Genomic DNA, 24,303 nt, shown 5'->3' with positions numbered 1-24,303 from the left:
AGAAAAGGGGACCGGTGATGAGTGAAGTCATGCAAAATATGCCTCCCCAAAGCATCGAGGCAGAACAAGCCGTCCTAGGGGCGATCATGATTGATGCGGATCGTTTGATCAGTGCATCAGAACGTCTGTTACCGCAGGACTTTTACCGTGCCTCTCACCAACGGATCTTTGAAGCAATGCTCGTGTTGTCCGACCGAGGCGAAGCGATCGACCTCGTCACGGTGACAGCCGAGCTCAGCACGCTTGGGATCTTAGATGAGATCGGTGGTCTACCCTATCTAGCGGAACTGGCGGAAGGTGTACCAACTGCAGCCAACATCAATTATTACGTCAACGTCGTTGATCAGAAGTCGACGCTCCGGCGTCTCATTCGGACGGCAGGTGAGATCGTCACTGATGGATACGAACGGCAAAATGAGGTCGATGTCCTGCTGAACGAGGCAGAACGGAAGATTCTCGAAGTATCACAAGGAAAAGGAAGCGCGAGCTTCATTCCGATCTCAGACGTCTTGACGAGTGCCTATGCAACGATTGATAAATTGCATAAGCAAAGCGGCGAGACGACGGGGATTCCGACCGGTTTCCAGGATCTCGATAAGATGACGGCCGGCTTTCAGCGCAACGATTTAATCATCGTCGCAGCACGTCCGTCGGTCGGGAAGACGGCGTTCGCCTTGAACATCTCGCAAAACGTCGCGACACGTGCTGACGAGAACGTCGCCATCTTTAGTCTTGAGATGGGTGCCGAGCAGCTCGTCATGCGGATGCTCTGTGCCGAAGGAAACGTCGACGCGCAGCGTCTGCGAACCGGTCAACTCGAGGAAGAGGACTGGGGCAAGTTATCGCTTGCGATGAGTAACCTGTCTCAAGCTGGTATCTACATCGACGATACACCGGGTATTCGGGTCAACGATATCCGGGCGAAGTGCCGTCGTTTGAAGCAGGAGCATGGTCTTGGGATGATCATGATCGATTACTTGCAGCTGATTCAAGGGAATGGTCGCTCAAGCGACAACCGTCAACAAGAGGTCTCGGAAATTTCCCGTTCCTTGAAATCACTCGCGCGTGAACTCGAAGTCCCCGTCATCGCCTTATCGCAGCTCTCGCGTGGGGTGGAGAGTCGTCAAGATAAGCGACCGATGATGTCGGATATCCGGGAATCGGGAGCGATCGAGCAAGATGCCGATATCGTCGCCTTCTTGTACCGTGATGATTACTACAATAAAGAAACGGAAGATGCGAATACGATTGAGATCATCATCGCGAAACAGCGGAATGGTCCAACCGGTACCGTCAAGCTCGCCTTCCGAAAAGAATTCAACAAGTTCGTGGATCTTGAGCCAAGTAACTCGTACGCGCCACCTGCTTAATCCAAGCTACGTCTTGCCCTCGATGAATCGGAGGCAAAACGTAGCTTTTTTTATTTTCACCTAAAGATTCTCAGTTTATTCACTAAAAACGATAATTAAACGAACGAAAAAGAATTGTAACAATTAATTGTTCGGTATTTGGTTGACTTCTTTTTTTTATCGCGTTACACTTAGTCGTGGTTTTGAATCGTACGTGGAGGTGGATGATAAGATGTCATCAGTAGTAGTAGTCGGAACACAGTGGGGCGACGAAGGAAAAGGGAAAATCACCGATTTTCTTTCAAAACAAGCTGACGTCGTAGCACGTTATCAAGGTGGAGACAATGCAGGACATACGATCGTATTCAATAACGAGACGTACAAATTGCACTTGATCCCATCAGGTATTTTTTACTCGGATAAGAAATGTGTCATCGGGAACGGTCTTGTCGTCAACCCGAAATCACTCGTCAAGGAATTGAAGTATCTGCACGATCGTGGTGTTTCAACGGATAACTTGTTAATTTCGAATCGGGCGCATGTCATCTTGCCGTATCATCAGTTGCAGGATCAGTTAGAAGAAGAAGCGAAGGGCGACGCAAAAGTCGGAACGACGCTAAAAGGGATCGGACCGTGCTACATGGATAAAGCTGCACGAATCGGTATCCGGATGGCAGATTTACTCGACAAAGAAACGTTTGCTGAGAAGTTGAAGATCGTTCTCGACCAAAAGAACCGCATGTTCACGAAGATGTATGACGCTGAACCAATCGCGTTCGACGATATCTTCGAAGAGTACTATGCATATGGACAAGAGTTCGCGAAATATGTCTGTGATACATCCGTCGTCGTCAACGATAGTCTCGACCACGGTGAAAAAGTGTTGTTCGAAGGCGCACAAGGTGTCTTACTCGACCTTGACCACGGAACGTATCCGTTCGTTACATCATCGAACGCATCAGCTGGCGGTGTTGCATCAGGTGTTGGTGTCGGTCCAGCCCGGATCGACCACGTCGTCGGTGTTTGTAAAGCGTACACGTCACGTGTCGGTGACGGTCCGTTCCCAACGGAATTGTTCGATGACATTGGACATCAAATCCGTGAAGTCGGTCGTGAATACGGGACGACGACAGGACGTCCGCGTCGTGTTGGTTGGTTCGACTCTGTCGTCGTTCGCCACTCGCGCCGCACAAGTGGGTTGACGGATCTTTCGCTCAACTCGATCGACGTTCTGACAGGACTCGAAACGTTGAAGATCTGTACATCGTACGAATTCAACGGTAAACAGATCGATGAGTACCCAGCAAGCTTCCGTGATCTTGAAGCATGTGTCCCAGTTTACGAAGAGCTTCCAGGCTGGAAAGAGGACATCACAGGTGTCCGTCGCTTTGAAGATCTACCGTTGAACGCACAGAACTACGTTAAGCGGATTGCAGATCTGACAGGTATCTCGCTCGTCACGTTCTCGGTCGGACCGGGTCGTGAACAGACAGTCGTCTTGCGTGATCTCTACGAAGAAGCATAAGTCTCAACAGGACTGACTAAAAAAAGAATGACGTGTCTTTTCACGCCCTTTCCTCAGGCGAGACACAAGCCAGTTTTCCTGCTTCATTTAAGCAGGAAAGCGGGTCTTGTTCGTCTCTGATAGCGCATAAATGCGCTTTTCCTGTAGGAGTGGCGTGTGACGCGTCATTCTTTTTGTTACGGAATAGGGGTGGCAGATCATTATTCTGCTACCCCTCTCTTTGTCGAGACTGACTTTTGAGTCAGCACCGTTTTTTGTGCGAAATGGTTCACAAACGGAAGCAAAAACAGGTATACTAAATACAGTGTTTCACGTGGAACTTCTCCCGTGAGACGACGAACAGTAGAGCGAGTGGCGCCGGGAGTTTCCGTCGCCACCTTTCTATATGCCGAAAAAACAGGTAAAATAGATTGAATAGAAATTTTTAAGGGGGCACACCCAGTGACGGAACGTAAAATTCTAGTCGTCGATGACGAGTTACCGATTGCAGATATACTCAAGTTTAAATTAGAAAAAGAAGGCTACCAGGTCGCGATCGCAAACGACGGCGTGGAGGCATTAGAAAAATTCGAGGAGTTCAAACCGGATTTGATGTTACTTGACATCATGCTTCCACTAATGGACGGGATGGAAGTCTGCCGGGAAGTCCGGAAGACGTCGAAGATTCCAATCATCATGCTGACAGCGAAGGATTCCGAAATCGATACGGTACTTGGTCTTGAGCTTGGTGCGAATGATTACGTGACGAAGCCATTCAGCTCACGTGAGTTACTCGCCCGCGTTAAAGTCCACTTGCGCAATACGAGTCCGGAAGCTACACCACAACCGGTTGGACCAGGTCCACTCAAAGTCGGAGAACTGTATATCGATACGAATTCACATACAGTGACGCGTAAGGATCAAAAGATCGAGCTGACGCAGCGTGAGTTTGAATTGTTGCATTACCTCGCGAAAAACATCGGTCAAGTCATGACGCGTGAGCATTTGTTGCAGACGGTCTGGGGCTATGACTACTTTGGTGACGTCCGGACAGTCGACGTGACAGTGCGCCGTCTTCGTGAAAAAGTCGAAGATAACCCAAGTACGCCGGTCTATATCATGACGCGTCGTGGGGTCGGCTACTATCTCCAAGACGGGGAGAATGAATAACGATGTTAAAAGGAACGAACTTCTTTAAATCCATCCAATGGAAACTTGTCGTCATTTATGCCTTATTGATTTTAGTGGCGATGCAGGTCATTGGTGTCTACTTCGTTCGTTCCCTTGAAAAGCAGTACATTACGAACTTCTCGAAGTCGGTCGAGGACCGGGCAGGTCTTGTCGCCTATAACGTCGGGAAGGAATTCGATAAAACAGGCGATGATGAAGCCTCCAAACGGCAGTTGTCCCAATCATTAGGGCAACTGCTGTCTGAGTTTAGTAATGGCTCCACCTCAAGGAACGACATCCTCGAAGTCCAGATTATCGATCAGGACTCGATCATCCAAGCGACATCGGATGACGAGAACCAGTCGGCGGTCGGTCAACGGGCGACGAATTCACTGATTAAAAAAGCGCAGGCGACGAGCTCGACGCGGACGGACACCGTACTTGATCCGGAATCAGAGGATAAGATCCGAATCTTTGCCGTACCCGTCACCTCGGAACGAGACGGTGTCACGACCGGGATGATTTATGTCCGCGCCTCGATGGAGTCGATCTATTCGCAGATGCAACAGGTCACGCGGATTCTTGCGACCGGAACGGTCATCGCCCTCGTCATCACGTCGATTCTCGGGGTCTTGCTGTCGCGGACGATCACGCGTCCGATTTCGGATATGCGGCGTCAAGCGATCGAGATGCGACGCGGGAACTTCTCGCGGAAGGTTAAGGTCTATTCGGATGATGAGATCGGTCAACTCGCTCGTTCGTTCAACGAATTGACGGATGAGTTGCTCGAAGCGAACGCGACGACGGAAGCCGAACGGCGGAAGTTGACGAGTGTTCTTGAGAACATGACGGACGGAGTGATTGCGACGGACCGGACGCTGCGTGTCATCTTGATGAACGATCAAGCGAAGGATATCGTTGGCGCCGACGATGCGAGCGTCGTCGGAACGAACTTGAAGGACCTACTGGCACTCGGTGACGATTTCATGATTCCGGAAGACGGCACGATGCCACCGCGTCTGCTCGATTTCAGTAGTGAGGACGAACTGTTCCTCGTCCGGGCATTCTTCTCGCCCGTCAAGAAACACAGTGGACCGATTACCGGGATGATCGTCGTCCTACATGACGTCACGGAACAGGAGCAGGTCGAACAGGATCGACGTGAATTCGTCGCGAACGTCAGTCACGAGCTCCGGACACCGCTGACGACGATGCGCAGCTACCTCGAAGCCTTGGCAGAAGGCGCCTATCAGGATGAGGAACTCGCACCGCGTTTCCTTGAGACGACACAAAATGAGACGGAGCGGATGATCCGCCTCGTCACCGATCTTTTACAGCTGTCGAAGATGGACAGTAAGGAATACAAGATGAACAAGGTCCGCTTCGATTACATTCAGTTCTTGAATGAGATTCTCGATCGCCATGACATGACGAAGCCGGAACGGATTCGTTTCCGTCGTAAGATCATGAAGCGGAAAGTCTATATCCGTGGAGATCAGGATAAATTGATTCAGGTCGCAGATAACATCCTGACGAACGCGATCAAATACTCACCGGAAGGCGGAACAATCACCGTCCGGACGATGCTCCGGGCAAAACGGATCGTCATCAGCATCAAAGATGAAGGTGTCGGAATCCCGAAAGCGAATCTCCAAAAAATCTTCGAACGCTTCTATCGTGTCGATAAAGCCCGTGCCCGTAAAATCGGCGGAACTGGTCTTGGTCTGTCGATCGCGAAAGACGTCGTTTCGGCTCACGGTGGCGACATCTGGGCAGAAAGCGAATGGGGACGCGGTACGACGATTTACTTCACGCTTCCGTATGAGGTGATCGAAGAGGTGGATGCCGGATGAAGAAACAACACTGGAGTTCGCTGTTACTCGTCCTGCTCGTCGCCGGTTCGATCACTCAGACAGCGATGCTCTGGACCTATCATCCAAGCAGTGAATCGATCGAGCGGGAACAAGTCTCGTTCAACGAGATCGATGCCTCAAAGACGATTGAAAGCAACCAGCTGATTAATCCGGAATTACTTGTCTATTCGGATCAGGAAGGGACGTACCAAACGCAAATCATCGGGCGGACCTTCCTCAACCGGATCGGTGCATCGTTCAATATCGGGGTCCTTGTCCTGACGGATAAAGCAAAGAACATCCCGGTCGGCGAGCGGAGCGTCGAGATGATTTTTCCGACACCGATCAGCGCAACGATGCTTGAGGAGTTACTCGGAGAAAAACAGATCGCGTTCTCAGAACCGATCAAACGGCTCTATCTCCTCGATTACGATGGTCCGATTCTCCGTCTTGAGTCGGCGACGGGGCGCCTAAAGGACTTTAAACTCGTCGGCGATGAGACGGTTCTGAAACGACTGTTCGCGTACGATAGGAAAAAACCGATGACGCGCGTCGAACTCAAAGGGGGCGATTATACGTATGTCGCGAGTGGTACGACACGGCTGGAACAAGTCTTCGTCTATGACGAGGTCGGGCAATCGCCGCAACCACTCGATCGCATCCGGAGTGCCTTCTTTGCCGAAAATTCGAACGTCCAGCAAATCAAGAGTCGCGATGATCTCGACGTCTTGACGGATGGCGTCAGCGTCTCGACGTACGACCGAAACTACAATGTCTATCGCTTCAACACGTTATCGCCGAACACCCAAAGCTCGACCGTCGATTACAGCACGCTCGTCAGCTACGTCAACATTCATGGAGGCTGGCTTGATCAAGAGACGCAACGGAGTGGTTTCCGCTATTACTTCGATCAGATGAGTAAGAAGGGCGAGGAACAGACGGCGACGTTCCGGTTGTACTTGAACCGATATCCGGTGTTCGGGGAGAGCGGTCCGTTGCTCGAACAGACGAAGTTCGATCTCGCGACACTGAAGATCATGTATGAAGAAAATCAAGTCCGGTCGCTCAGCCGCAGCATGCTTCGAGCGAAGCGGAAGTTGATCCTTCGGGAAGAGACGGTGCCGGCTGTTGAAACGGTTCTTGAACGTTTAAGACGCGCCGATCTCTTAAAAGAAATCAGTGGGATCCGGGTCGGATATGAGATGACGTATAAAATTTCAACGAGCCGCTACGCTGTCTTTGAGCCGACGTGGTTCATCAAGATCGATGGGGTTTGGCAATCGATCAATCAAGCTGTCGGGAATGAGGGGTGAGGATGAATGGACTGGAGTAAAGCGAAGACCTTATTGATGCTGACCTTTTTGATCCTGAACGTCTACCTTGCCATTCAATTGATGGACCGGATGGTCGAACCGCGGATCGTCGCGACGAGTGCGACCGGTAAATCGATCTTGAAGGATCGTCAAATCGATGAGAAAAAACTACAACCGGTTACGCGAGACATCGGCTATTTAACAGCCGAAGTCGATGCGCGGACGCTAGCGCCACTCGCGAGTTCACCGATTCGTGACGCGGTCGCTTCCGTCAAGAACGATGTCGAGTGGTCGGTCCGGTTGACGAAACCGTATCGACTCGAAACGAAGACGATGCGGGATTCCGCTTCATCGTTCGTTCAAGCGTCCGTTCGGTATGGTGCCGAATATACATTTTGGAAGTATGATAGTAAGTATCAGGAGATGACATTCGTTCAGACGTATAAGGGGCAGCCGCTCTATTCGACACCACAGCAGTCGCGTGAGGACGATGCGATGATCGGACCGTCCCTGCTCGTCTTGCAGCTCAACGATGCGAAGGAAATCGTCAGCTACAAACAACGCCACTTGAACAAGGTCGTCCGGCAAGCACAGGACGTGACGTTGTTATCGGCAAGTGAAGCGATCGTCCAGTTGTCGGAGCAAGGTTTGTTCCCGGTATCGAAACGGTTGACGAGTCATAAGCTCGGATATTTCTGTCTCGTCACGGAAGGCACGGAATCCGTTCAAATCCTGCCGCCGACGTGGCAAATCGAGCTCGACAACGAGGAAGTCTACTTTGTCAATGCAATTGATGGCGGTGTCCAAACCGTTGAACGATTGGATACAGTCTCAGAGAAATGAGGAATGCACGATGAGCCTACACTACAGCGTCATGGCCAGTGGCTCGACGGGGAACGCCCTCTATATCGAAAGTGAACAGACCCGTTTGCTCGTCGACGCCGGACTGACTGGAAAGGCGATGCTCGCCTTGTTCGACCAGATTGATCGGTCGCCGCATGGCATCGATGGTCTGTTCGTCACCCATGAACACTCCGACCATATCAAAGGCGTCGGCATCATGGCACGGAAGTACAATATCCCGCTCTATGCGAATGAAAAGACGTGGGCAGCGATGGAAGCGAAGATCGGTAAGATTGATCCGGCGCTGAAGTTCCTCTGGGAAGTCGGAGAGGTCAAGCAGTTCGGTGACATCGAAGTCGAATCGTTCAACGTCAGTCACGATGCAGCGGATCCGATGTTCTTCCAGTTCGCTCATGAGGGAAAACGGTTGGCACACATCACGGATACCGGATACGTCTCGGACCGGATGAAAGGTGTCATTCGGGGCGCCGATGCCTATATCTTCGAAGCGAACCATGATATCGGTATGCTCCAGATGGGACATTACCCGTGGAGCGTCAAACGACGGATCCTCGGGGATTACGGACACGTCTCGAACGAAGACGCTGCGATCGCGATGAGCGAGGTCCTTGACGACCGGACGAAACGGATCCACATGGCCCACTTGAGCAAGGATAACAACATGAAGGAACTCGCCCGGATGAGTGTCTCCCAGACGCTCGCAAGCCGTGACGTCGATCTGAGTAAGATTCAGCTTCTCGACACGGATCCGGTCATTCCGACGCCGCTCCTGAAGCTTTGATTATGGGAAATTACTGAATATGCTCAAAAGACCCCCACATTTGGCTCACTTGCCACGTGATGGGGGTATACTTGTGTAAAGAGAGTCATAAAGGAGGCGTATGTCGATGGATCGACCCGAAGAACCACGGAACGAATCCGAACGATACGAACAGTCATCCGATGAGAGCGGCTTCCCGCCCCGTCAGCCGGCAACGAGCGAACCGGTCAGCCCTTATCGTGAACCATATGAAGAACAACCAGAACCACCACGGCGTCGCGGTGCCGGAAAAGCCTTTTTCGTCGGTCTAATCGGCGGAATCGTCGGAGCCTTATTGATCGCCCTCGTCGCGTGGCCGTTCGTCCGCGATGAGATGACGAGTCCGACTCCGGTTTCGTCGACGACAGCGGAACAGACTGCGACACAGACGACAGAGGATGAAGCCGACATCGTCGGTGCGGTCGGTAAGACGAAGGAAGCCGTCGTGAGCGTGACGAACCTCCAGAGCTCGTTCCAAGGAACCGATCAGGAAACGGGTGCGGGGTCCGGCGTCATCTATAAAAAAGACGGCAATAAAGCCTACGTCGTCACGAACTACCACGTCGTCGAAGGCGCGAGCCGCCTGTCTGTCACGTTATCTGACGGAACAGCACTCGAGGCAAAAGTCCTCGGCGAAGATCCGACGTACGATTTAGCGGTCCTGTCGATTGATTCATCGAAAGTGACACAAGTCGCAAAACTGGGGGATTCGGATACGTTACGTGCCGGTGAAACGGTGCTTGCGATCGGGAACCCGCTCGGAATCTTCGCGAACTCAGTCACACGCGGTGTCATCAGTGCGCAGGAACGGACGGTTCCAGTTGATACGAACAAGGATGGGCAGCAAGACTTTAATACAGAAGTCATTCAAACCGATGCAGCAATCAACCCGGGGAACTCCGGTGGAGCGCTCATCAACACAGCCGGTCAATTAATCGGAATCAACTCGATGAAGATTGCGGAAGCAAGTGTCGAAGGAGTCGGATTTGCGATTCCGATCAACGAAGCGTTACCAATCATGCGTGACCTCGAGCAAAACGGTGAAGTCGTACGTCCACAGCTCGGGATTCAGATTCGTGACGTGCAGGAATTCCCAAGCGGATATCGCGAAGATCGTCTGAAATTACCGGATGATGTCACGAAAGGAATCGTCGTCGTCGGTCTGACACGTAATAGTGGAGCCGAAAAAGCGGGAATGAAGGCAAATGATGTCATCGTTGAGATCAACGGAAAAGCAATTGCATCGTTCGCCGATTTAAAAAGTGTACTGTACCGGGATGCAAAAGTCGGTGAAACAGTCAAAGTCACGTTCTACCGAGGCGGTGAAAAACAGACAGCAGATGTGAAGTTGTCGGCTCAGTCACCAACTGTTCAATAAGGCATAACCTGAAAAACCATCCACAGGTCCGACCTGTGGATGGTTTTTTGAGTGAGGAAACCTGCGCCTTTTCCGGTCAGGAAGGTCGATATTTGTTATACTGGAAACGGATAAATGTGGATAAGTGAAAGGAGGAGACCACCTGTGGATAAGTACGTTTGTTTAGAACATGTCGAGCTCGCACTTGACGAAATCGTAGATGAAACAGAACAATACCCGATTCTCGATCAGCTAAATCCAGAAAAAAACATCACGTGTGAATACTGCGAGGCACCGGCAACATATCTTGTGTCAAGCAAAAAATAAATATCAACATGTGGATTTGTGGATAACTCTGTGGATAACTCCTGAATTTTCTGTCAGAAAGCGAGAAAAAAGATGCAAATTACCATCATTACGGTCGGAAAGCTAAAAGAGAAGTATTTGAAGCAAGGCATCGCCGAATATACGAAGCGTCTTGGCGCCTACTGCTCGATCCAAGAAATCGAGGTCGCGGACGAAAAGGCACCGGAGCAGTTGAGTGAAGCGGAGATGGCGCAAGTGAAGAAAAAAGAGGGCGAACGGATTTTGGCGAAGATTGGACCGGACGTTCATGTCCTTGCACTTGCTATTGAAGGAAAACAACGGACGAGTGAACAGTTTGCAAAAGAACTCGATCAATTCGCGACATACGGCAAGAGCAAGATTGCTTTCGTCATCGGCGGATCACTCGGTCTTGCACCAGAAGTGATGCAGCGTGCGAATGATACAATCTCGTTTTCAAAGATGACATTCCCGCATCAATTGATGAAGATGATTCTCTGTGAACAGATTTATCGGGCGTACCGGATTAATCGGAATGAACCGTATCACAAGTAAGTGCGGTTTTAAATAAATCATCAATGACAGTGGTTTTACTGTAGTTGGTGGTTTATTTTTGTTTGTAAGAGATTGAAGATTTGCAGGTGATTTAGAGGAGGGCGTAACATATTCTAAATAGATATTTAAGTTGAGGATTCCGAAAAAAGAAAAAACTAAGGCCGATTTTCTTTTTATAGAAAATCGGCCTTTACAAATCATTTATGGGTTTTTCATGAACCTTATTAGATGTTTAATATGTCTTTAAATGTAAGGTAATTACATTATACATCGGTGATAATTCAGCTTTTACTGAGGGTCCAGCAAAAGGTGGAGAAATCTTTAACGGTGCAAATAAATTTGTTCTAGGTGTTTATAATTAATTTTTTTAACCATTAAATATATTGATAAAGCAATCCGTCTCGTGTATCAAACCAAAGTAATTTCGCATGTTTTTTCTTTGGAATATTTACTTGTAACGCCCATTCTGGAAACTGTTTATATATTTGAATTTGGTCTCCTGTTGCAAGTGCAATAAATGATACATAATGATCCTTTGTCATAGGATGCTCGGCTGAAATCGAATATTGCATATCAATCTCTTCTATTTTTAATTTTTGTTCATCATTTGCTTTTGTTGCGACTAAAGCATCTAATTTTCTTCCACAACAAGAAACGACGAAATTTCCTGTTGCTAATCCTATATTTGAACAGTTTGGACATACATAATAACTTGAGTTTTTCATATTTCCTCCTACTACATCTACTGTTTTGATTTCACCAGTTAGTAAATTTTCTATTGGAATATCAAGGAGGGTTGCTAGATGAGGAAGAAGTGTAATATCGGGACATCCAATGCCTCTTTCCCATTTTGAAATGGTACGGTCCGATAAATATAACGCCTCAGCTAATTGCTTTTGCGTCATGTCCTTTTCCTTCCGTAATGTATAAATTAATTGACCAATTTTTTCATTATCCATTTTTTCTCCTCCTACTTCCTTATCATAAGAGCAATCGTGATTTGTGACAACAAACGGAGAGTAGAGTTTGGTGTTAGGTACCAGATACTCAAACAATTCACGGAGAGCCGTATCATTAGTAAGTACGATTTAATAAAGTATCAATTGCAGTAGTTTTCTTGTAGTTGATGGTTTGTTTTTTTTGGTATGTAATTATTTGATGGGGCCGAATTCGGTACGACTTGTCGAGGAACTTCTAATTAAAAATCCAGATGCCATAACGGGTGGAACAGTTCTTGATCTTGGCTGTGGTAAAGCACTAACATCGGTTTATATTGCCAATGAAACGAATGCAAAGACTGTTTATGCAACAGATTTATGGATTTCTGCAACAGAAAACTGGGAAACAATACAGGAGTGGAAGCTTGAGGATAAAATGATTCCCATTCATGCGAATGCACTAGACTTACCTTTTGCGAATGATTTTTTTGATGCAATTGTGAGCATCGACTCTTACCATTATTACGGCTGTGAGGAGGAATTTTTTGCGAAAAAAATGCTTCCCCTTTTAAAAAGTGGTGGGTACGTACTCATTAGTGTTCCTGGTTTGAAAACAGAGCTTGAGCAAGTGCCTGAGGTGATGAGTGAATGGCTGGAAGATGCGGTTGATACTTTCCACAGTGCCGATTGGTGGGAAAAACATATTCAACAAGGCTGTGAGGATTTAATCGAAGTGACGGTGTATGAATCGGATCAATTCGAAGCATGTTGGCAGGACTGGATCAATACGGGCAACGAATATGCGATAAATGATGAGAAATTTTTAAACCGTGGCTTAAAGGAGTTATTAAACTTTGTCATGATTGTTGTTCGTAAAAAATAGCAACTGTTCAGCTAATATAAAAACATAAATGCTTTTAATGACATGCTTCCCAGTTTGCGAGAAAAGCTTTTTTAGACTGGACATATAACTCAAAGGCGATCGAAGGTAATACTTTAACGATTAACGAAACAAAAGTTGTGTTAGAAGGTATTACAGTTGGTGGCAAAACAATGCGTGAACATTTAGAGGTCATTAACCACCGCGATGCAATTTCTTATGTTGAAGATGTTATGCATAAAGAGGAGCCATTTTCAGAGTGGCAAATCAAAAATTTACATCGTCTTGTATTAAAAGGCATTGACGATAGCTATGCCGGTGTTTACCGAGACCAGCAAGTATTTATTTCAGGAGCAGTGCATACACCTCCGCCACCATTTAAAATTCAAGAAGAAATGGATGTATTAATGTCTTGGTATGACGGAAAGGCGCAAAGCTTACATCCAATCGTACTTGGTGCGATGTTGCATGCAATATTTGTGGGCATTCATCCATTTATTGATGGAAATGGTCGAACTTCACGACTTTTATTAAACTTAGAGTTAATGAAGTCAGGCTATCCACCAATAATTATTCGTGTAGAAAACAGATTAGCTTACTATAATGCTTTAAATAAAGTACATACAACGAAGGATTATGCTGATTTTATAGAGCTTGTTGCGAAGGAAGTAGAAGCTTCATTAGATTTATATTTAAGCGCAATTTAAAACCGCACTTAACTACATTACGGAGAGCCTTATCATAAATAAACAGTATTTAGATGACCGCCTTAAGTGTAGTAACTGATACTCGAGGTGGTCTTTTTTAAATAATAAGATCAACCCTTATATCACAATTAACATAATAAATATAAATGAAAGGTATACATAATGGTTATTCAGATTATAGAACAGAAAACACGTAGTCAGATTAAAGACTTTTTTACTGTGCACTGGGGCAGTTCACAAATGGTAACGTCAACAGGTGTTCATGATTGCAGTCTGTTGGATGGATTTTATGTTACGAATGATGATCATGAAATCATTGGACTAATCACCTATCATATTACTTCACAGACGTGCGAAATCATTTCACTGGATAGTCTTGAAGAAAATAAAGGAATCGGTTCACAATTGATGCAAATGGTAGAAGAAAAGGCAACACAGCAACAATGCAACTTGCTGACGCTCGTTACGACAAACGACAATGAACGTGCGATACGTTTCTATCAACATCGGGGATATACAATATCGCAGGTGATTCCGAATGCTGTAGAACTTGCACGCAAAATAAAACCGGAAATTCCGTTGTACAATGAAAAGGGAGTTTCGATTAAAGACGAAATCGTCTTGATAAAACATTTATGAGTCACTTATTCGTTGTTGATGTTAGAACTTCTAAATAATCTTTCTCACTCTTGAATTGATCATTCACAATCAAATCCGGTGAAATCAAATAGGTTCCGACATATTCACCGTGCTTAATTTTGAAATAGCATGTCCTAGGTGCGAGTAGACTTTTTGATTGATGAATCTGCTCTCGTGATAGTGGCGTCCAATCTGATTGATCTTATGAATTAGTGAAAGAGACAATAATCGATTGGTCCGCTTGAATCAACAGTACAAGATCGTTGTCTTGTAAACGCGATGGATTGACGTGGGCTAGGATCGGGTCGGCAGACTTAGCGATAAAACCGCCAATAGTACGGTGCGACTGTTGTTCCTTGATGAATTGTTGAATCATAGTTATCCCCCTGACTGGATATATAGATTACTCCGACTTTTCTTTTGTGATGAGACCGATACCGCAACCAAACAACATGATGATGCCCGTAACGAGTAACGCAGGCACGTGACTTTCTAGTGCCATATAGAGACCTGCACCACTTAAGATGACGCCGGTTGGAATCAAAATATTCCGCATGAGTTATGCCTCCTTAAAACGGATAATGACTCTGCTCTCACTATACCGAATGGAACGTCAGATAAAAACGTATGCTTTTGTAAATAATGACAATCTGATTTTGAATATGCATAATGAAAACAGACGCCGTCCATTAATTTGGACAGCGTCTGTTTTCATTATGTTCGTTCTAGTACATTGACGAGCATCTGATGGATGACGTCATGATCCCGGACATCGTGAACATGATAACTACCGGGTAACGTATAGACGTCTATCGCCCCAACGTAAGCAATCTTTAGTTCCAACGTCCCGTCTTCCTGACAGGTCGTCCGGAGTTCGAGTTCACCGCTGATGACACCAACTTCTTGCGTCATAACACCATGTGTGGCAGTAAAGGTAGAGGTTTTCGTTTCCATCGAATCGACTCCTTTTTAGTATGTACATGTGTTCAACATCGTTTGTAAGGCTGTTTTTTCACTCGACTGTAAGCTGAGGTTCCAGCGGCTCTTCGTATTGATCCACATCTTCGAGTAGGCACAACTCGCGCCTGCCCGTGTCGGCTTCCATGTCGACGGATCCTGATCCCCTTTTGAACGGTTCGAGCTCGCAGAGACAGCAATCAATTGTGGACCTGTCAAATCGTTTGCGAACGCTTGACGTGTCGTCGTCGTCCAACTGCTTGCTCCTGAGCGCCATGCTTCAGCAAGCGGAACGACATGATCGATGTCGAGGTCAGACGGGTTCGTGAATGTCAGTCCGTCATAGTAACTATACCAAGAACCGGATGTGACGGGGCACGATCCGACATATGAATCGGCGTCACGTTTTAAGACGACTTGTCGTGTATCACAGCCGCCTCCTTGACTGCTCCAGTGCGGGAACAAATCACGCGAATAACCGGTCATGCTGCCTTCTGTTTTAACCGTTAAGGCATCGAGTTGAGACTGGGCCGTCGCTTTCGACGAGATGCCCGATGGTAATGCGGAAACAGACGTCGTATCGAATTGGAAAGCGGTCAGGCAGACGAGCGTAGTGATGACGATGGACTTGATGGCTTTGAACACATGTCATTCCTCCTATGTATGAGACGAGATGATGTGAAGACACCCTTCACAATTTTTAGTATGCCATCACTTATTTAGGAGAAAATGAATATCGTGTAAATGTTATCAAAATTAAACTTTTGTCATTATTTGAACTACCTCCACCTACGCTTTCCTTAGAGATAGAGGATTCCTGAGTGATCCGACCTAACGGTCGAAACCTGATCAGGCTAACCCCGTCGTCCTGACGGTTGAAGAAGCTAAGATGCGTTCTGCTTCTTTTTTGAGATTCAGTCCTGCATTCACATCACGGTCGTGGTGGATTCCGCAATTCGGACATGTCCATTCACGCAAGCCAAGATATTTCACGTCTTTGTGTTGATGACCGCAACCGGAGCACAGTTGGCTAGAAGCGAAAGTCTTCCCAACCTTCACGATGGTCTTCCCGTACCATCCTGCCTTGTACTCCAGCATGAGGAAAAACGTTGACCAACTGACCTCGGAGATGGACTTGCTCAACCTGCGGTTCTTCTGCATGTTTTTCACCTGCAAGGTCTCGATGCCGATGACGTCGTGGTTTTTGACGATCTCGGTGGATACCTTGTGCAGGAAGTCGGTTCGCTTGTTTGCGATTTTTTCGTGGATGCGTGCGACCTTTCGTTTCTGCTTTTGGTAGTTCCTCGCCTCGGACAGCTTAACTTTCTTAGCCAAGGCCATGCGCTGACGTCGAGAGAGCTTGCGTTGCTCGCGTGCCAGCTTTTTCTCAAGCGTTTGGAAGTAACGGTCGTTTTGGTAGACCATGCCGTCCGACAGGATGGCGAAGTGCTTCAACCCGACATCGACGCCGATGGATGAACCCGTCTTCGGCAGTTCGTGGATTTCTTGCTCGACGAGCAGGGAGACAAAGTATTTCCCTGAAGCGTTTCGTCGGATCGTGGCGTTCAAGATTCGTCCTACTACCTGCCTCGAGTTGGCAAAACGCACCCACTTCAGCCTAGGGAGTTTAAGCATATTGCCTAAAATCGAGACTTCCGGAAGTTGAGACTTACCTTGGATGTTCGTCTTATAGGATTGGACAGGGTTTCGCTTCGATTTGAATCGAGGCCGTTTGTTCTGCTTCTTGAAGAAGCGGTCATACGCATCGATCAGGTGTTTGACACTCGATTGAAGCGAATGACTATCGACTTCTTTCAGCCAGTCGAACTCTTGCTTCAGCACCGGGATTTCTTTTGAACAAGAACAGTAAGACAGTCCTTTGCCTGTCCCTTTATACGTTTCATCCCACTTCGCTAAGAAGTGGTTGAAGACGAAGCGCGAACAACCAATGGTCTTCGCAATCAGGATTTCCTGCTCTTTTGTCGGGTATATCCTGAATTTGTATGCCTTATGCTTCAACATGATTTTCACCTCCTATGAAGAGTTTATACCCGAAATGGAAGGGGACGATTCACCTCTCACTTTCACTTAATTTAGATAGAAGGGTCTGATGTTAGAATTTAAGGTGTTCTAAAGCCAATCAAATCCTTCGAAAAGATGTCGGGTCATCTCGCATATGGTACGCTTTTCAGGAAGCAGGATTTTAATGATTCGAGGAGCTGGTATGCATGAATAAAAAAGACATCGCCGACATCCGTCGTCACTTCAAGATGGATGCCGATTTACTAAAAATCCATGAAATCTACAACGTCTATATCCGAAAAGAGACGAGCGAAATCTATCATGAGGAAGCCCGACCGTTTCCATTGCTTGATCCGGAACAACAGGAGCTGTTCCTTGCGAACTTCAAGAAGGTATTAGGTGGAAAACTCGACGTCAAGCTGTTCGAGGTCAAGTTCACGCATCCGGAAGAAGGGGAGACGGGTCATACGCAACAGTTGCTCTACGAAGGACTGTATGCGGAAGAGCCGGAGGACTGGGTCGAGCAGATGCAGACGATGGCGTTGAAGATGGTCCAGGACGTCCAGTACGAGAATGATCTCGTCGTCACGTTCATTCGCGGTCAATACTATAAAACGACGAAGCGCCAAGCGGACGAGACAGAGATCGATCCAAATGACGACGTCTATACGACGCCGTTCATCCTCGGTAGCCTTAACTTAACGGAGCTACCAAAACAATCACTCGTCTTTGATTTCGTTGAACGCGAATTCAAGTCGAACTTGTTCATCAATCCGGTCATCAAACTGGCGTCGCCGATCAGTGGATTCCTCTTCCCGACCTTCACCGACAATGCGGCAGACGTCAATCATGTCTTGTATGCGGCAGGTAAGCCGAATAAACCGGATTTCGGCTTCCTTGAAAATGTCTTGAACGGTCAACCGATCGTCACAGCAGATGAGGATAAAGCGATCTTCGAGGAAATCGTCAAATCAGTCGTCGGTGAATCGATGGATACGAAGACGTTAGCCGGTGTCTATGAAAACATCAACCAGTTGATCGTCGTCGAAGAGGATCAAGATGAGGAAGAAGTACCGATGCTCGACGTCCAAGAAGTCGAGCGTGTGCTCAAGGCAAGTGGTGTCGAAGACGTCAGCACGGAACAGGTCGAACGGGCGTTCAAGACGGTCGTTGACGATCCGACATACGAGATGAAAGCGAGTAACATCGTCCCGAACTATGAAGCGAAATCGATTAAAATCAATACGAAGGTCGCGAACATCGCGATCAGTCCGCAAGACTTGAAGTACGTCAAACAAGTCAACTATCAAGGGAAACGCTGCTTGTTGATCGAGGTCGAGGAAGACACGGTCATCGATGGCTTTACGATCGTTTCACAAGAACAATTACGATGAGGATCAGCGCAGGCGACTGCGCTGATTTTTTTAGGTGAAACATTTGCTTCTCCTGCCAAAGACAGGTATATTGTGATTTAAGCGGTCTCTTTTTTAAAAAGTGGCATTCGAAATTTTTTTAATGGTTATCGAAAGCGCTTTCGATAACTGTTTGAACAGAAAGGAAGCGATCCATTTGTCTACCGCATCGATGCAAGATTTGCTACGAACGTTACGAAATCGTTCATCCATCCATCAAGACGGACTTGAAATCGTCGATAAGCCAATTCCTGACATCTCAACTCCGGGAACACTCGATCCGCGTGTCCGTGAGGTCGTTCTCACGCAGCGTCCATCGGTCTCGATTCCAGAAGGGGCGTCGCCAGTCGAACTGGCACGTGCCGGCATGGGGTGGGACAACGAAGACGTGTCGACACGGCAGATTTCAACGGACGTCCTCGCGATCCCAAGACCCGGTACCACGATCGAAGCACGGCTGTATCGTCCGGAAGCGGCGCGTCCGCTCCCGCTCGTCGTCTATTTCCATGGCGGTGGTTTTTTCGGTGGCACGCTCGAGACGGTCGAGAACCCCTGTAAGGCATTAGCCGATAAAGGGAACGTCGCCGTCTTGTCGGTCGGTTATCGATTGGCGCCAGAGCATTCGTTTCCGACAGGACTTGAGGATTGTCATGCATCGATCGATTGGGCAGTCGAACACGCTGATCGACTTGGGATTGATCCACATGCGATCGCTGTCGCCGGCGATAGTGCCGGTGGGAACTTGGCGACGGTCTGTTGTTTGCTCGACCGGGAGCGTCCGACGCCGTATATAAGCTATCAAGTCTTATATTATCCAGTCGTCAATGTTGGAGAACATCCGAATTCGGAATATGACTGGACGCTAGAAGCATATGACCGACAAACGGAACCGGAGCTACTCGAACGGATCATTCTCTCGCTTCAAGATGAAGAGGGTGTCCTCGAGCAATGGTACGTTCAAGCGAGTGACTCGAAGGATCAACGGATTTCACCGTTGTTCGCGACGCTCGATGATTTACCAGAGGCACTCGTCATTACGGGAGAGTTTGATTACTTACGTCTCGAAGGAGAAGCGTACGCGAAAAAGCTCGCGCGCGCTGGCGTTAAGACCCGTTATCTCCACTACCGCGGGATGGAGCATGCCTTTCTTGATAAACTCGGTCTGTATCCGCAAGCCGAAGATAGCTTAGACGAAATCGCGAAGGACTTAAAACGACTCTTTTCTCAAACTAACTAACAAAGGTGGATGACGTATGACATACACGCTTGATTGGCAGCCTATACCAAACTCGCACGACAAACCGTCGCGGAAGGAACGGTCCTCTTAGAAAATGATGGGGTACTCCCGTTGCAACCCGCATCGACGGTCGCAGTCTTTGGACGTAATCAGTTCAATTACTATAAAAGTGGCACAGGATCAGGCGGGATGGTCAACGTCACGAACCTCGTCAGTCCACTCGACATGTTGCGCGAAGACGTGACACTGAATACGGACGTCCTCAAGGCGTATGAAACATGGCTTGAAGACCATCCGTTTGACCAAGGTGAAGGCTGGGCAGCCGAGCCATGGTCGCAAGAAGAGATGCCGCTTGACGCGACGCTCGTTCAGCAAGCAGCGCTTGATTCCGATGTTGCCTTGATCATGATCGGTCGCACGGCTGGGGAAGATCGCGACAACACAGCGGATCCAGGGAGTTACTTCTTGACAGAGACGGAACAGGAGATGCTCCGTCTCGTGACGACACACTTCAAACAAACTGTCGTCGTCTTGAACGTCGGGAACATCATCGATATGCGCTGGGTCGAAGAGACGGCGCCAAGTGCTATTCTCTACACGTGGCAAGGAGGAATGGAAGGCGGAACCGGGCTGAGTGATCTCTTGCTCGGGCACGTCTCGCCGTCCGGAAAACTACCGGATACGATCGTTCATTCACTCGATGATTATCCGTCAACACCACATTTCGGTCATGCCGATCGCGCGTTGTATCAAGAAGACATTTATGTCGGGTACCGTTACTTCGAGACGTTCGCACCGGAAGCGGTCTTGTATCCGTTCGGGTACGGATTATCGTATACGTCGTTCGACCTGACGACAGACGTGACGACGTCAGCAGATGCCTGGACGGTTACAGCGACAGTGACGAATACCGGGGAGACGAGCGGGAAGGAGGTCGTACAAGGATATCTTGAGAAACCACAAGGACAACTCGGGAACCCGACGCGTCAACTCGTTACGTTCGGCAAGACAAAAGAACTCGCACCAGGCGAGCAAGAATCTCTCACACTCGTCGTACCGTTCACCTCATTTGCGAGTTATGACGATAGTGGCGTCACCGGGAATAAGTCGTCTTATGTCGTCGAACCTGGCACGTATCAGCTCTATCTCGGAACGGACGTCCGGTCGGCGGTTCCAGTCGCAAGCCATTCTGTCGAGACGCTTGACGTCACGGACGTCTTAACGGAGAACATGGCACCGGTGACGGCGTTTGAACGTATCAAACCACAAGCGACCGAAACAGGATATACGGTAACGTATGAAGCGACACCACTGCGGACGATTGATCCGGAACAGCGCCGTCAACAGGAACGTCCCGTTGACCGGACGCAGACGGAAGATGCTGGTTGGAAGTTACGCGACGTCAAAGAAGAGCGTGTTACGCTCGAGACGTTCCTCGATCAATTGACGAATGCGGATCTCGCGGCAATCGTCCGGGGAGAAGGGATGAACTCACCGCGTGTCACACCAGGAACAGCGGGCGCCTTCGGTGGCGTGACGACAGAACTCGAAGCACTCGGTATTCCGGCAGGCTGCTGCGCGGATGGTCCGTCTGGAATCCGGATGGATATCGGGACAAAAGCCTTCTCGTTACCGAACGGAACGTTGCTTGCCTCGACGTTCAACACAACGTTGATCGCCGATCTATTTGAGATGACAGGTCTTGAGTTACGGAAAAACGAGATTGATACGTTGCTTGGACCCGGGATGAACCTCCACCGTCATCCACTCAACGGACGGAACTTCGAGTATTTCTCGGAAGATTCGTATCTGACTGGAAAAATGGCCGTGGCGCAGCTTGACGGGATGCACCGGGTTGGTGTGACGGGAACGTTGAAGCACTTCAGTGCCAACAACCAAGAATTCCACCGGCATGATCTGGATTCAATCGTATCAGAACGGGCGTTGCGTGAGTTGTACCTGAAAGGGTTCGAGATGGCCGTCAAAGACGGGAAAGCCTACTCGATCATGACGACGTATGGTGCCGTCAATGGCATCTGGACTGCCGGCTTGTACGATCAGAACACACGCATCTTGCGCGATGAGTGGGGCTTTGACGGGATCGTCATGACTGATTGGTGGGCGAAAATCAACGCCGAAGGTTTGGAAGCAAACCGTCAACAAACGGCGACGATGGTCCGTTCGCAAAACGATCTCTACATGGTCGTCGGCGAACCAGGAACGAATCCGTTCGAGGATGATACGTTGACGGCTCTCGCTGATGGGACACTTCGACGTTCCGAGTTATTGCGGAGTGCCGCGAACATCTGTCAGTTCTTACTCCGGTCACCGGTCATGGATCGCGTGATGGGAACAGCGACATCGATTGATGTCCTCGGGGCACCGGTCGAAGAAGAGACGCTCGAAGAGCAAGCGGTCTCGCACCAACGCCTCGTCAGTGGAAATGCCTTCCCGTTAACGGACGTCACGACGACGACAGGCAGCAGTCATGTCTTCGCTGTCACGGCGGAAGAGACAGGGATGTATCAGGTCACGTTGACGGCACGTTCGAATGCTGGTGAACTGGCGCAGATGCCGGTGACACTATTTTCGAACAACATGCCGGTCGCAACCTTCACCTTCAACGGAACGAACGGTGAGTGGGTCTGTCAGACGAAGGACGTCTTCGTCTTCAACCCACACAACTATCTGAAACTCTACTTTGCACTCGGTGGTCTGGAGTTAAAAGAGTTGACTTTCACGCTTGCGGAATCGTTTCATATGAAGAACGGCTAATCACATTAGCCGGACGGAAAGGACGGATCGCTTGCAGTTTTCCATCATCAAAAAACGGGTCGAGCAACTGCTCGTCCCATCGTTACAAGGACGAATTGCTTTTCATGCAGCTGTCTACCGGATTCAAGACAGTCCTAGTCGTGTCTGGGTGACGTTTGACGGAGAAGAGATTCTCGGAGCAGACGACTTTAACTTCGAACGGGAAGTCGATCGGCGCTACGCGTTACAAGCTGCACAGTTACCGGAAAAACCAGCCGGATCGCTATGGCAGTCCGACTGGTTGAAGCAGTCGCATGCGTTATCGGCAGAGATCGAACGACAGGTTAAACAAGACGGATATCTAGCGAACTATGAGATGCAGCAAGATTTGTTACAGTACCCGAACCTTGCGTTTGAACAAGCGCTCGTTCACCCACATCCTTTCATCCGTGGTATCGCGCGGCTCGATCGACGACTCGGGAAACGACGTTTCTTATTACTGACACATGCTTCAGAATTTGAACAATGGTGTGCAGATACGCGGCAAACCGTCGAACGCTGGTGACACGAAAAAGCACGCTTCCTCAAGTCGAGGAGGCGTGCTTTGTTGTTAGATTGAAAACGAGTTGACCTCGTGAATGCCTTCTTCTTCAACGAAGGCGTCGAGTAAGGCACGCACTTCGTCCGTTGAGTTCGTCTCCATCAATTTGACCCGCAGTTCACTCGCACCGCGGAATCCGCGGACGTAAATCTTGAAGAACCGGCGTAATGGTTTGAAGAGACGGGGCTCGAATTGAGCCGAGTAATGATCGTGCAGATCGAGCTGCAGACGTAACAAATCGAGGAGTTCTTGGCTCGAATGTTCTTTTTTCTCGACTTCGAATGCAAACGGATTGTGGAAGATCCCGCGACCGATCATGACGCCGTCGACACCGTATTTCTCGACGAGTTCAAGCCCGTGTTGGCGATCATTGATATCCCCGTTGATCGTCAGTAACGTCTGTGGTGAGATCTCATCGCGTAACTTCTTGATTTCCGGAATCAATTCGAAGTGCGCTGGAACGGCGCTCATCTCTTTACGTGTCCGGAGGTGAATCGAGAGGTTCGCGATATCTTGCTCGAGGATGTGGCGCAACCAATCGTGCCACTCTTCGACCTTCGTATAGCCGAGACGCGTTTTGACGCTGACTGGGAGACCGCCTGCTTTTGCAGCTTGGATCAGTTCAGCTGCAACTTCCGGACGATTGATCAAACCGGAGCCTTTGCCGTTCACGGCCACATTATGGACGGGACAGCCCATGTTGATGTCGATTCCGCTAAAGCCCATCTCTGCCATGCCGATGCTCATTTCGCGAAAATATTCCGGTTTGTCGCCCCAGATGTGAGCGACCATTGGTTGTTCATCCTCCGTGAACTCGAGACGTCCGCGGACGCTCTGTTTGCCTTTCGGATGACAATAGCTTTCTGTATTCGTAAATTCCGTGAAGAAGACGTCCGGACGCGCCGCTTTTGCGACGACGTGGCGGAAGACGACGTCGGTGACGTCTTCCATCGGTGCTAAGACGAAAAATGGTCGTGGTAGGTCCTGCCAAAAGTTCTTTTTCATAGTATATTAAACCCTTTCCTTAAGGTAATGCACATGTGTGGTTAAAGAATTTCATCAACTATA

24 protein-coding genes are annotated in these 24,303 nt (G+C 48.6%); 17 read left to right on the top strand and 7 right to left on the bottom strand.

The window, feature by feature from the left end; genetic code table 11:
- Positions 1-17: 17 nt before the first annotated feature.
- The 10 genes from dnaB (at position 18) to rlmH (ending at position 11,088) form a co-directional block, all read left to right on the top strand.
- Positions 18-1,370: a replicative DNA helicase gene (dnaB, locus tag Q9R23_RS14400; protein ID WP_023469846.1), complete on the top strand. Its 1,353-nt coding sequence runs from the start codon at positions 18-20 to the stop codon at positions 1,368-1,370.
- Between the two features lie 211 nt (positions 1,371-1,581).
- Positions 1,582-2,874 carry an adenylosuccinate synthase gene (locus tag Q9R23_RS14395; RefSeq protein ID WP_056064628.1) on the top strand — a complete coding sequence of 431 codons (1,293 nt, stop codon included), beginning with the start codon at positions 1,582-1,584 and terminating at the stop codon, positions 2,872-2,874.
- Between the two features lie 441 nt (positions 2,875-3,315).
- Positions 3,316-4,023: a response regulator YycF gene (gene yycF / locus Q9R23_RS14390; protein WP_023469844.1), complete on the top strand. Its 708-nt coding sequence runs from the start codon at positions 3,316-3,318 to the stop codon at positions 4,021-4,023.
- Positions 4,024-4,025: 2 nt separating this feature from the next.
- Positions 4,026-5,876, top strand: coding sequence for a cell wall metabolism sensor histidine kinase WalK (walK, locus tag Q9R23_RS14385; protein WP_035411745.1), 1,851 nt, complete (start codon positions 4,026-4,028; stop codon positions 5,874-5,876).
- The gene (gene yycH / locus Q9R23_RS14380) at positions 5,873-7,189 is read left to right on the top strand and encodes a two-component system activity regulator YycH (RefSeq protein WP_290755955.1); all 1,317 of its coding nucleotides are present in this window, start codon (positions 5,873-5,875) and stop codon (positions 7,187-7,189) included. Before walK ends, yycH begins: the two co-directional genes overlap by 4 nt.
- A gap of 6 nt (positions 7,190-7,195) precedes the next feature.
- Positions 7,196-8,032, top strand: coding sequence for a two-component system regulatory protein YycI (locus tag Q9R23_RS14375; protein WP_214856542.1), 837 nt, complete (start codon positions 7,196-7,198; stop codon positions 8,030-8,032).
- Positions 8,033-8,042: 10 nt separating this feature from the next.
- Complete coding sequence (locus tag Q9R23_RS14370) at positions 8,043-8,834, top strand: MBL fold metallo-hydrolase (RefSeq protein ID WP_023469840.1); 792 nt, start codon at positions 8,043-8,045, stop codon at positions 8,832-8,834.
- A gap of 106 nt (positions 8,835-8,940) precedes the next feature.
- Entirely contained in the window at positions 8,941-10,230 is a 1,290-nt protein-coding gene (locus tag Q9R23_RS14365; RefSeq protein ID WP_214856543.1) for a S1C family serine protease, read from the top strand.
- Positions 10,231-10,374: 144 nt separating this feature from the next.
- Positions 10,375-10,536, top strand: coding sequence for a CxxH/CxxC protein (locus Q9R23_RS14360; protein ID WP_069201504.1), 162 nt, complete (start codon positions 10,375-10,377; stop codon positions 10,534-10,536).
- A 72-nt stretch (positions 10,537-10,608) separates the two neighbouring features.
- A complete protein-coding gene (gene rlmH, locus Q9R23_RS14355; protein WP_290755957.1) occupies positions 10,609-11,088 on the top strand; it encodes a 23S rRNA (pseudouridine(1915)-N(3))-methyltransferase RlmH in 480 nt (159 codons plus the stop codon).
- A gap of 374 nt (positions 11,089-11,462) precedes the next feature.
- On the opposite strand, the gene Q9R23_RS14350 is transcribed toward rlmH, so the two are convergent.
- A complete protein-coding gene (locus Q9R23_RS14350; RefSeq protein WP_214684918.1) occupies positions 11,463-12,047 on the bottom strand; it encodes a helix-turn-helix domain-containing protein in 585 nt (194 codons plus the stop codon).
- 199 nt (positions 12,048-12,246) lie between these two features.
- Between Q9R23_RS14350 and Q9R23_RS14345 the strand changes: the two genes are divergently transcribed.
- The 3 genes from Q9R23_RS14345 to Q9R23_RS14335 all read left to right on the top strand — a co-directional run bounded on the left by Q9R23_RS14345 (position 12,247) and on the right by Q9R23_RS14335 (position 14,252).
- Positions 12,247-12,909: an SAM-dependent methyltransferase gene (locus Q9R23_RS14345; protein ID WP_290755961.1), complete on the top strand. Its 663-nt coding sequence runs from the start codon at positions 12,247-12,249 to the stop codon at positions 12,907-12,909.
- Between the two features lie 170 nt (positions 12,910-13,079).
- Positions 13,080-13,613 (top strand): Fic family protein, encoded by a 534-nt coding sequence (locus tag Q9R23_RS14340; protein WP_290755963.1) that lies wholly within the window; start codon positions 13,080-13,082, stop codon positions 13,611-13,613.
- 240 nt (positions 13,614-13,853) lie between these two features.
- On the top strand, positions 13,854-14,252 hold the full coding sequence (locus tag Q9R23_RS14335) for a GNAT family N-acetyltransferase (protein WP_396136380.1): 399 nt from the start codon (positions 13,854-13,856) through the stop codon (positions 14,250-14,252).
- Positions 14,253-14,454: 202 nt separating this feature from the next.
- Here Q9R23_RS14335 and Q9R23_RS14330 read toward each other — a convergent pair whose 3' ends face one another.
- The 5 genes from Q9R23_RS14330 to tnpB form a co-directional block, all read right to left on the bottom strand.
- Positions 14,455-14,628: a hypothetical protein gene (locus tag Q9R23_RS14330; RefSeq protein ID WP_290755967.1), complete on the bottom strand. Its 174-nt coding sequence runs from the start codon at positions 14,626-14,628 to the stop codon at positions 14,455-14,457.
- A gap of 27 nt (positions 14,629-14,655) precedes the next feature.
- Positions 14,656-14,808 carry a hypothetical protein gene (locus Q9R23_RS14325; RefSeq protein ID WP_214861077.1) on the bottom strand — a complete coding sequence of 51 codons (153 nt, stop codon included), beginning with the start codon at positions 14,806-14,808 and terminating at the stop codon, positions 14,656-14,658.
- Between the two features lie 158 nt (positions 14,809-14,966).
- Positions 14,967-15,206, bottom strand: coding sequence for a hypothetical protein (locus tag Q9R23_RS14320; protein WP_290755969.1), 240 nt, complete (start codon positions 15,204-15,206; stop codon positions 14,967-14,969).
- Between the two features lie 15 nt (positions 15,207-15,221).
- Positions 15,222-15,842 (bottom strand): HNH endonuclease family protein, encoded by a 621-nt coding sequence (locus Q9R23_RS14315; protein ID WP_029343013.1) that lies wholly within the window; start codon positions 15,840-15,842, stop codon positions 15,222-15,224.
- A gap of 216 nt (positions 15,843-16,058) precedes the next feature.
- A complete protein-coding gene (tnpB, locus tag Q9R23_RS14310) occupies positions 16,059-17,231 on the bottom strand; it encodes an IS200/IS605 family element RNA-guided endonuclease TnpB (RefSeq protein ID WP_290755970.1) in 1,173 nt (390 codons plus the stop codon).
- Positions 17,232-17,437: 206 nt separating this feature from the next.
- On the opposite strand from tnpB, the gene Q9R23_RS14305 reads away from it, so the two are divergent.
- From Q9R23_RS14305 to Q9R23_RS14290, 4 genes are all read left to right on the top strand, one after another.
- Complete coding sequence (locus Q9R23_RS14305; RefSeq protein WP_290755971.1) at positions 17,438-18,625, top strand: DUF4317 domain-containing protein; 1,188 nt, start codon at positions 17,438-17,440, stop codon at positions 18,623-18,625.
- 175 nt (positions 18,626-18,800) lie between these two features.
- Positions 18,801-19,880, top strand: coding sequence for an alpha/beta hydrolase (locus Q9R23_RS14300; RefSeq protein ID WP_290755972.1), 1,080 nt, complete (start codon positions 18,801-18,803; stop codon positions 19,878-19,880).
- Positions 19,881-19,913: 33 nt separating this feature from the next.
- Positions 19,914-22,655 carry a glycoside hydrolase family 3 protein gene (locus tag Q9R23_RS14295; RefSeq protein ID WP_311247354.1) on the top strand — a complete coding sequence of 914 codons (2,742 nt, stop codon included), beginning with the start codon at positions 19,914-19,916 and terminating at the stop codon, positions 22,653-22,655.
- Between the two features lie 31 nt (positions 22,656-22,686).
- Entirely contained in the window at positions 22,687-23,199 is a 513-nt protein-coding gene (locus Q9R23_RS14290; RefSeq protein WP_290755976.1) for an SF0329 family protein, read from the top strand.
- A gap of 45 nt (positions 23,200-23,244) precedes the next feature.
- On the opposite strand, the gene Q9R23_RS14285 is transcribed toward Q9R23_RS14290, so the two are convergent.
- Positions 23,245-24,240, bottom strand: coding sequence for a tRNA dihydrouridine synthase (locus tag Q9R23_RS14285; protein ID WP_290755978.1), 996 nt, complete (start codon positions 24,238-24,240; stop codon positions 23,245-23,247).
- Positions 24,241-24,303 lie beyond the last annotated feature (63 nt).

Source organism: Exiguobacterium sp. BRG2, from assembly GCF_031844245.1.
Lineage (GTDB): Bacteria > Bacillota > Bacilli > Exiguobacteriales > Exiguobacteriaceae > Exiguobacterium_A.
The sequence above is the reverse complement of the archived record's forward strand: the minus strand, read 5'-3'. Positions and strand labels throughout refer to the sequence as shown.

What these genes read in the sequence shown, in the direction of transcription:
- Q9R23_RS14325 (WP_214861077.1), bottom strand. Translation starts at nt 14,808, where the DNA reads ATGCGGAATATTTTGATTCCAACCGGCGTCATCTTAAGTGGTGCAGGT.
- yycH (WP_290755955.1), top strand. Translation starts at nt 5,873, where the DNA reads ATGAAGAAACAACACTGGAGTTCGCTGTTACTCGTCCTGCTCGTCGCC.
- walK (WP_035411745.1), top strand. Translation starts at nt 4,026, where the DNA reads ATGTTAAAAGGAACGAACTTCTTTAAATCCATCCAATGGAAACTTGTC.
- Q9R23_RS14365 (WP_214856543.1), top strand. Translation starts at nt 8,941, where the DNA reads ATGGATCGACCCGAAGAACCACGGAACGAATCCGAACGATACGAACAG.
- Q9R23_RS14370 (WP_023469840.1), top strand. Translation starts at nt 8,043, where the DNA reads ATGAGCCTACACTACAGCGTCATGGCCAGTGGCTCGACGGGGAACGCC.
- Q9R23_RS14395 (WP_056064628.1), top strand. Translation starts at nt 1,582, where the DNA reads ATGTCATCAGTAGTAGTAGTCGGAACACAGTGGGGCGACGAAGGAAAA.
- tnpB (WP_290755970.1), bottom strand. Translation starts at nt 17,231, where the DNA reads ATGTTGAAGCATAAGGCATACAAATTCAGGATATACCCGACAAAAGAG.
- Q9R23_RS14330 (WP_290755967.1), bottom strand. Translation starts at nt 14,628, where the DNA reads ATGATTCAACAATTCATCAAGGAACAACAGTCGCACCGTACTATTGGC.
- Q9R23_RS14285 (WP_290755978.1), bottom strand. Translation starts at nt 24,240, where the DNA reads ATGAAAAAGAACTTTTGGCAGGACCTACCACGACCATTTTTCGTCTTA.
- rlmH (WP_290755957.1), top strand. Translation starts at nt 10,609, where the DNA reads ATGCAAATTACCATCATTACGGTCGGAAAGCTAAAAGAGAAGTATTTG.
- Q9R23_RS14375 (WP_214856542.1), top strand. Translation starts at nt 7,196, where the DNA reads ATGGACTGGAGTAAAGCGAAGACCTTATTGATGCTGACCTTTTTGATC.
- Q9R23_RS14305 (WP_290755971.1), top strand. Translation starts at nt 17,438, where the DNA reads ATGAATAAAAAAGACATCGCCGACATCCGTCGTCACTTCAAGATGGAT.
- dnaB (WP_023469846.1), top strand. Translation starts at nt 18, where the DNA reads ATGAGTGAAGTCATGCAAAATATGCCTCCCCAAAGCATCGAGGCAGAA.
- Q9R23_RS14320 (WP_290755969.1), bottom strand. Translation starts at nt 15,206, where the DNA reads ATGGAAACGAAAACCTCTACCTTTACTGCCACACATGGTGTTATGACG.
- Q9R23_RS14350 (WP_214684918.1), bottom strand. Translation starts at nt 12,047, where the DNA reads ATGGATAATGAAAAAATTGGTCAATTAATTTATACATTACGGAAGGAA.
- Q9R23_RS14345 (WP_290755961.1), top strand. Translation starts at nt 12,247, where the DNA reads ATGGGGCCGAATTCGGTACGACTTGTCGAGGAACTTCTAATTAAAAAT.
- Q9R23_RS14340 (WP_290755963.1), top strand. Translation starts at nt 13,080, where the DNA reads ATGCGTGAACATTTAGAGGTCATTAACCACCGCGATGCAATTTCTTAT.
- Q9R23_RS14335 (WP_396136380.1), top strand. Translation starts at nt 13,854, where the DNA reads ATGGTAACGTCAACAGGTGTTCATGATTGCAGTCTGTTGGATGGATTT.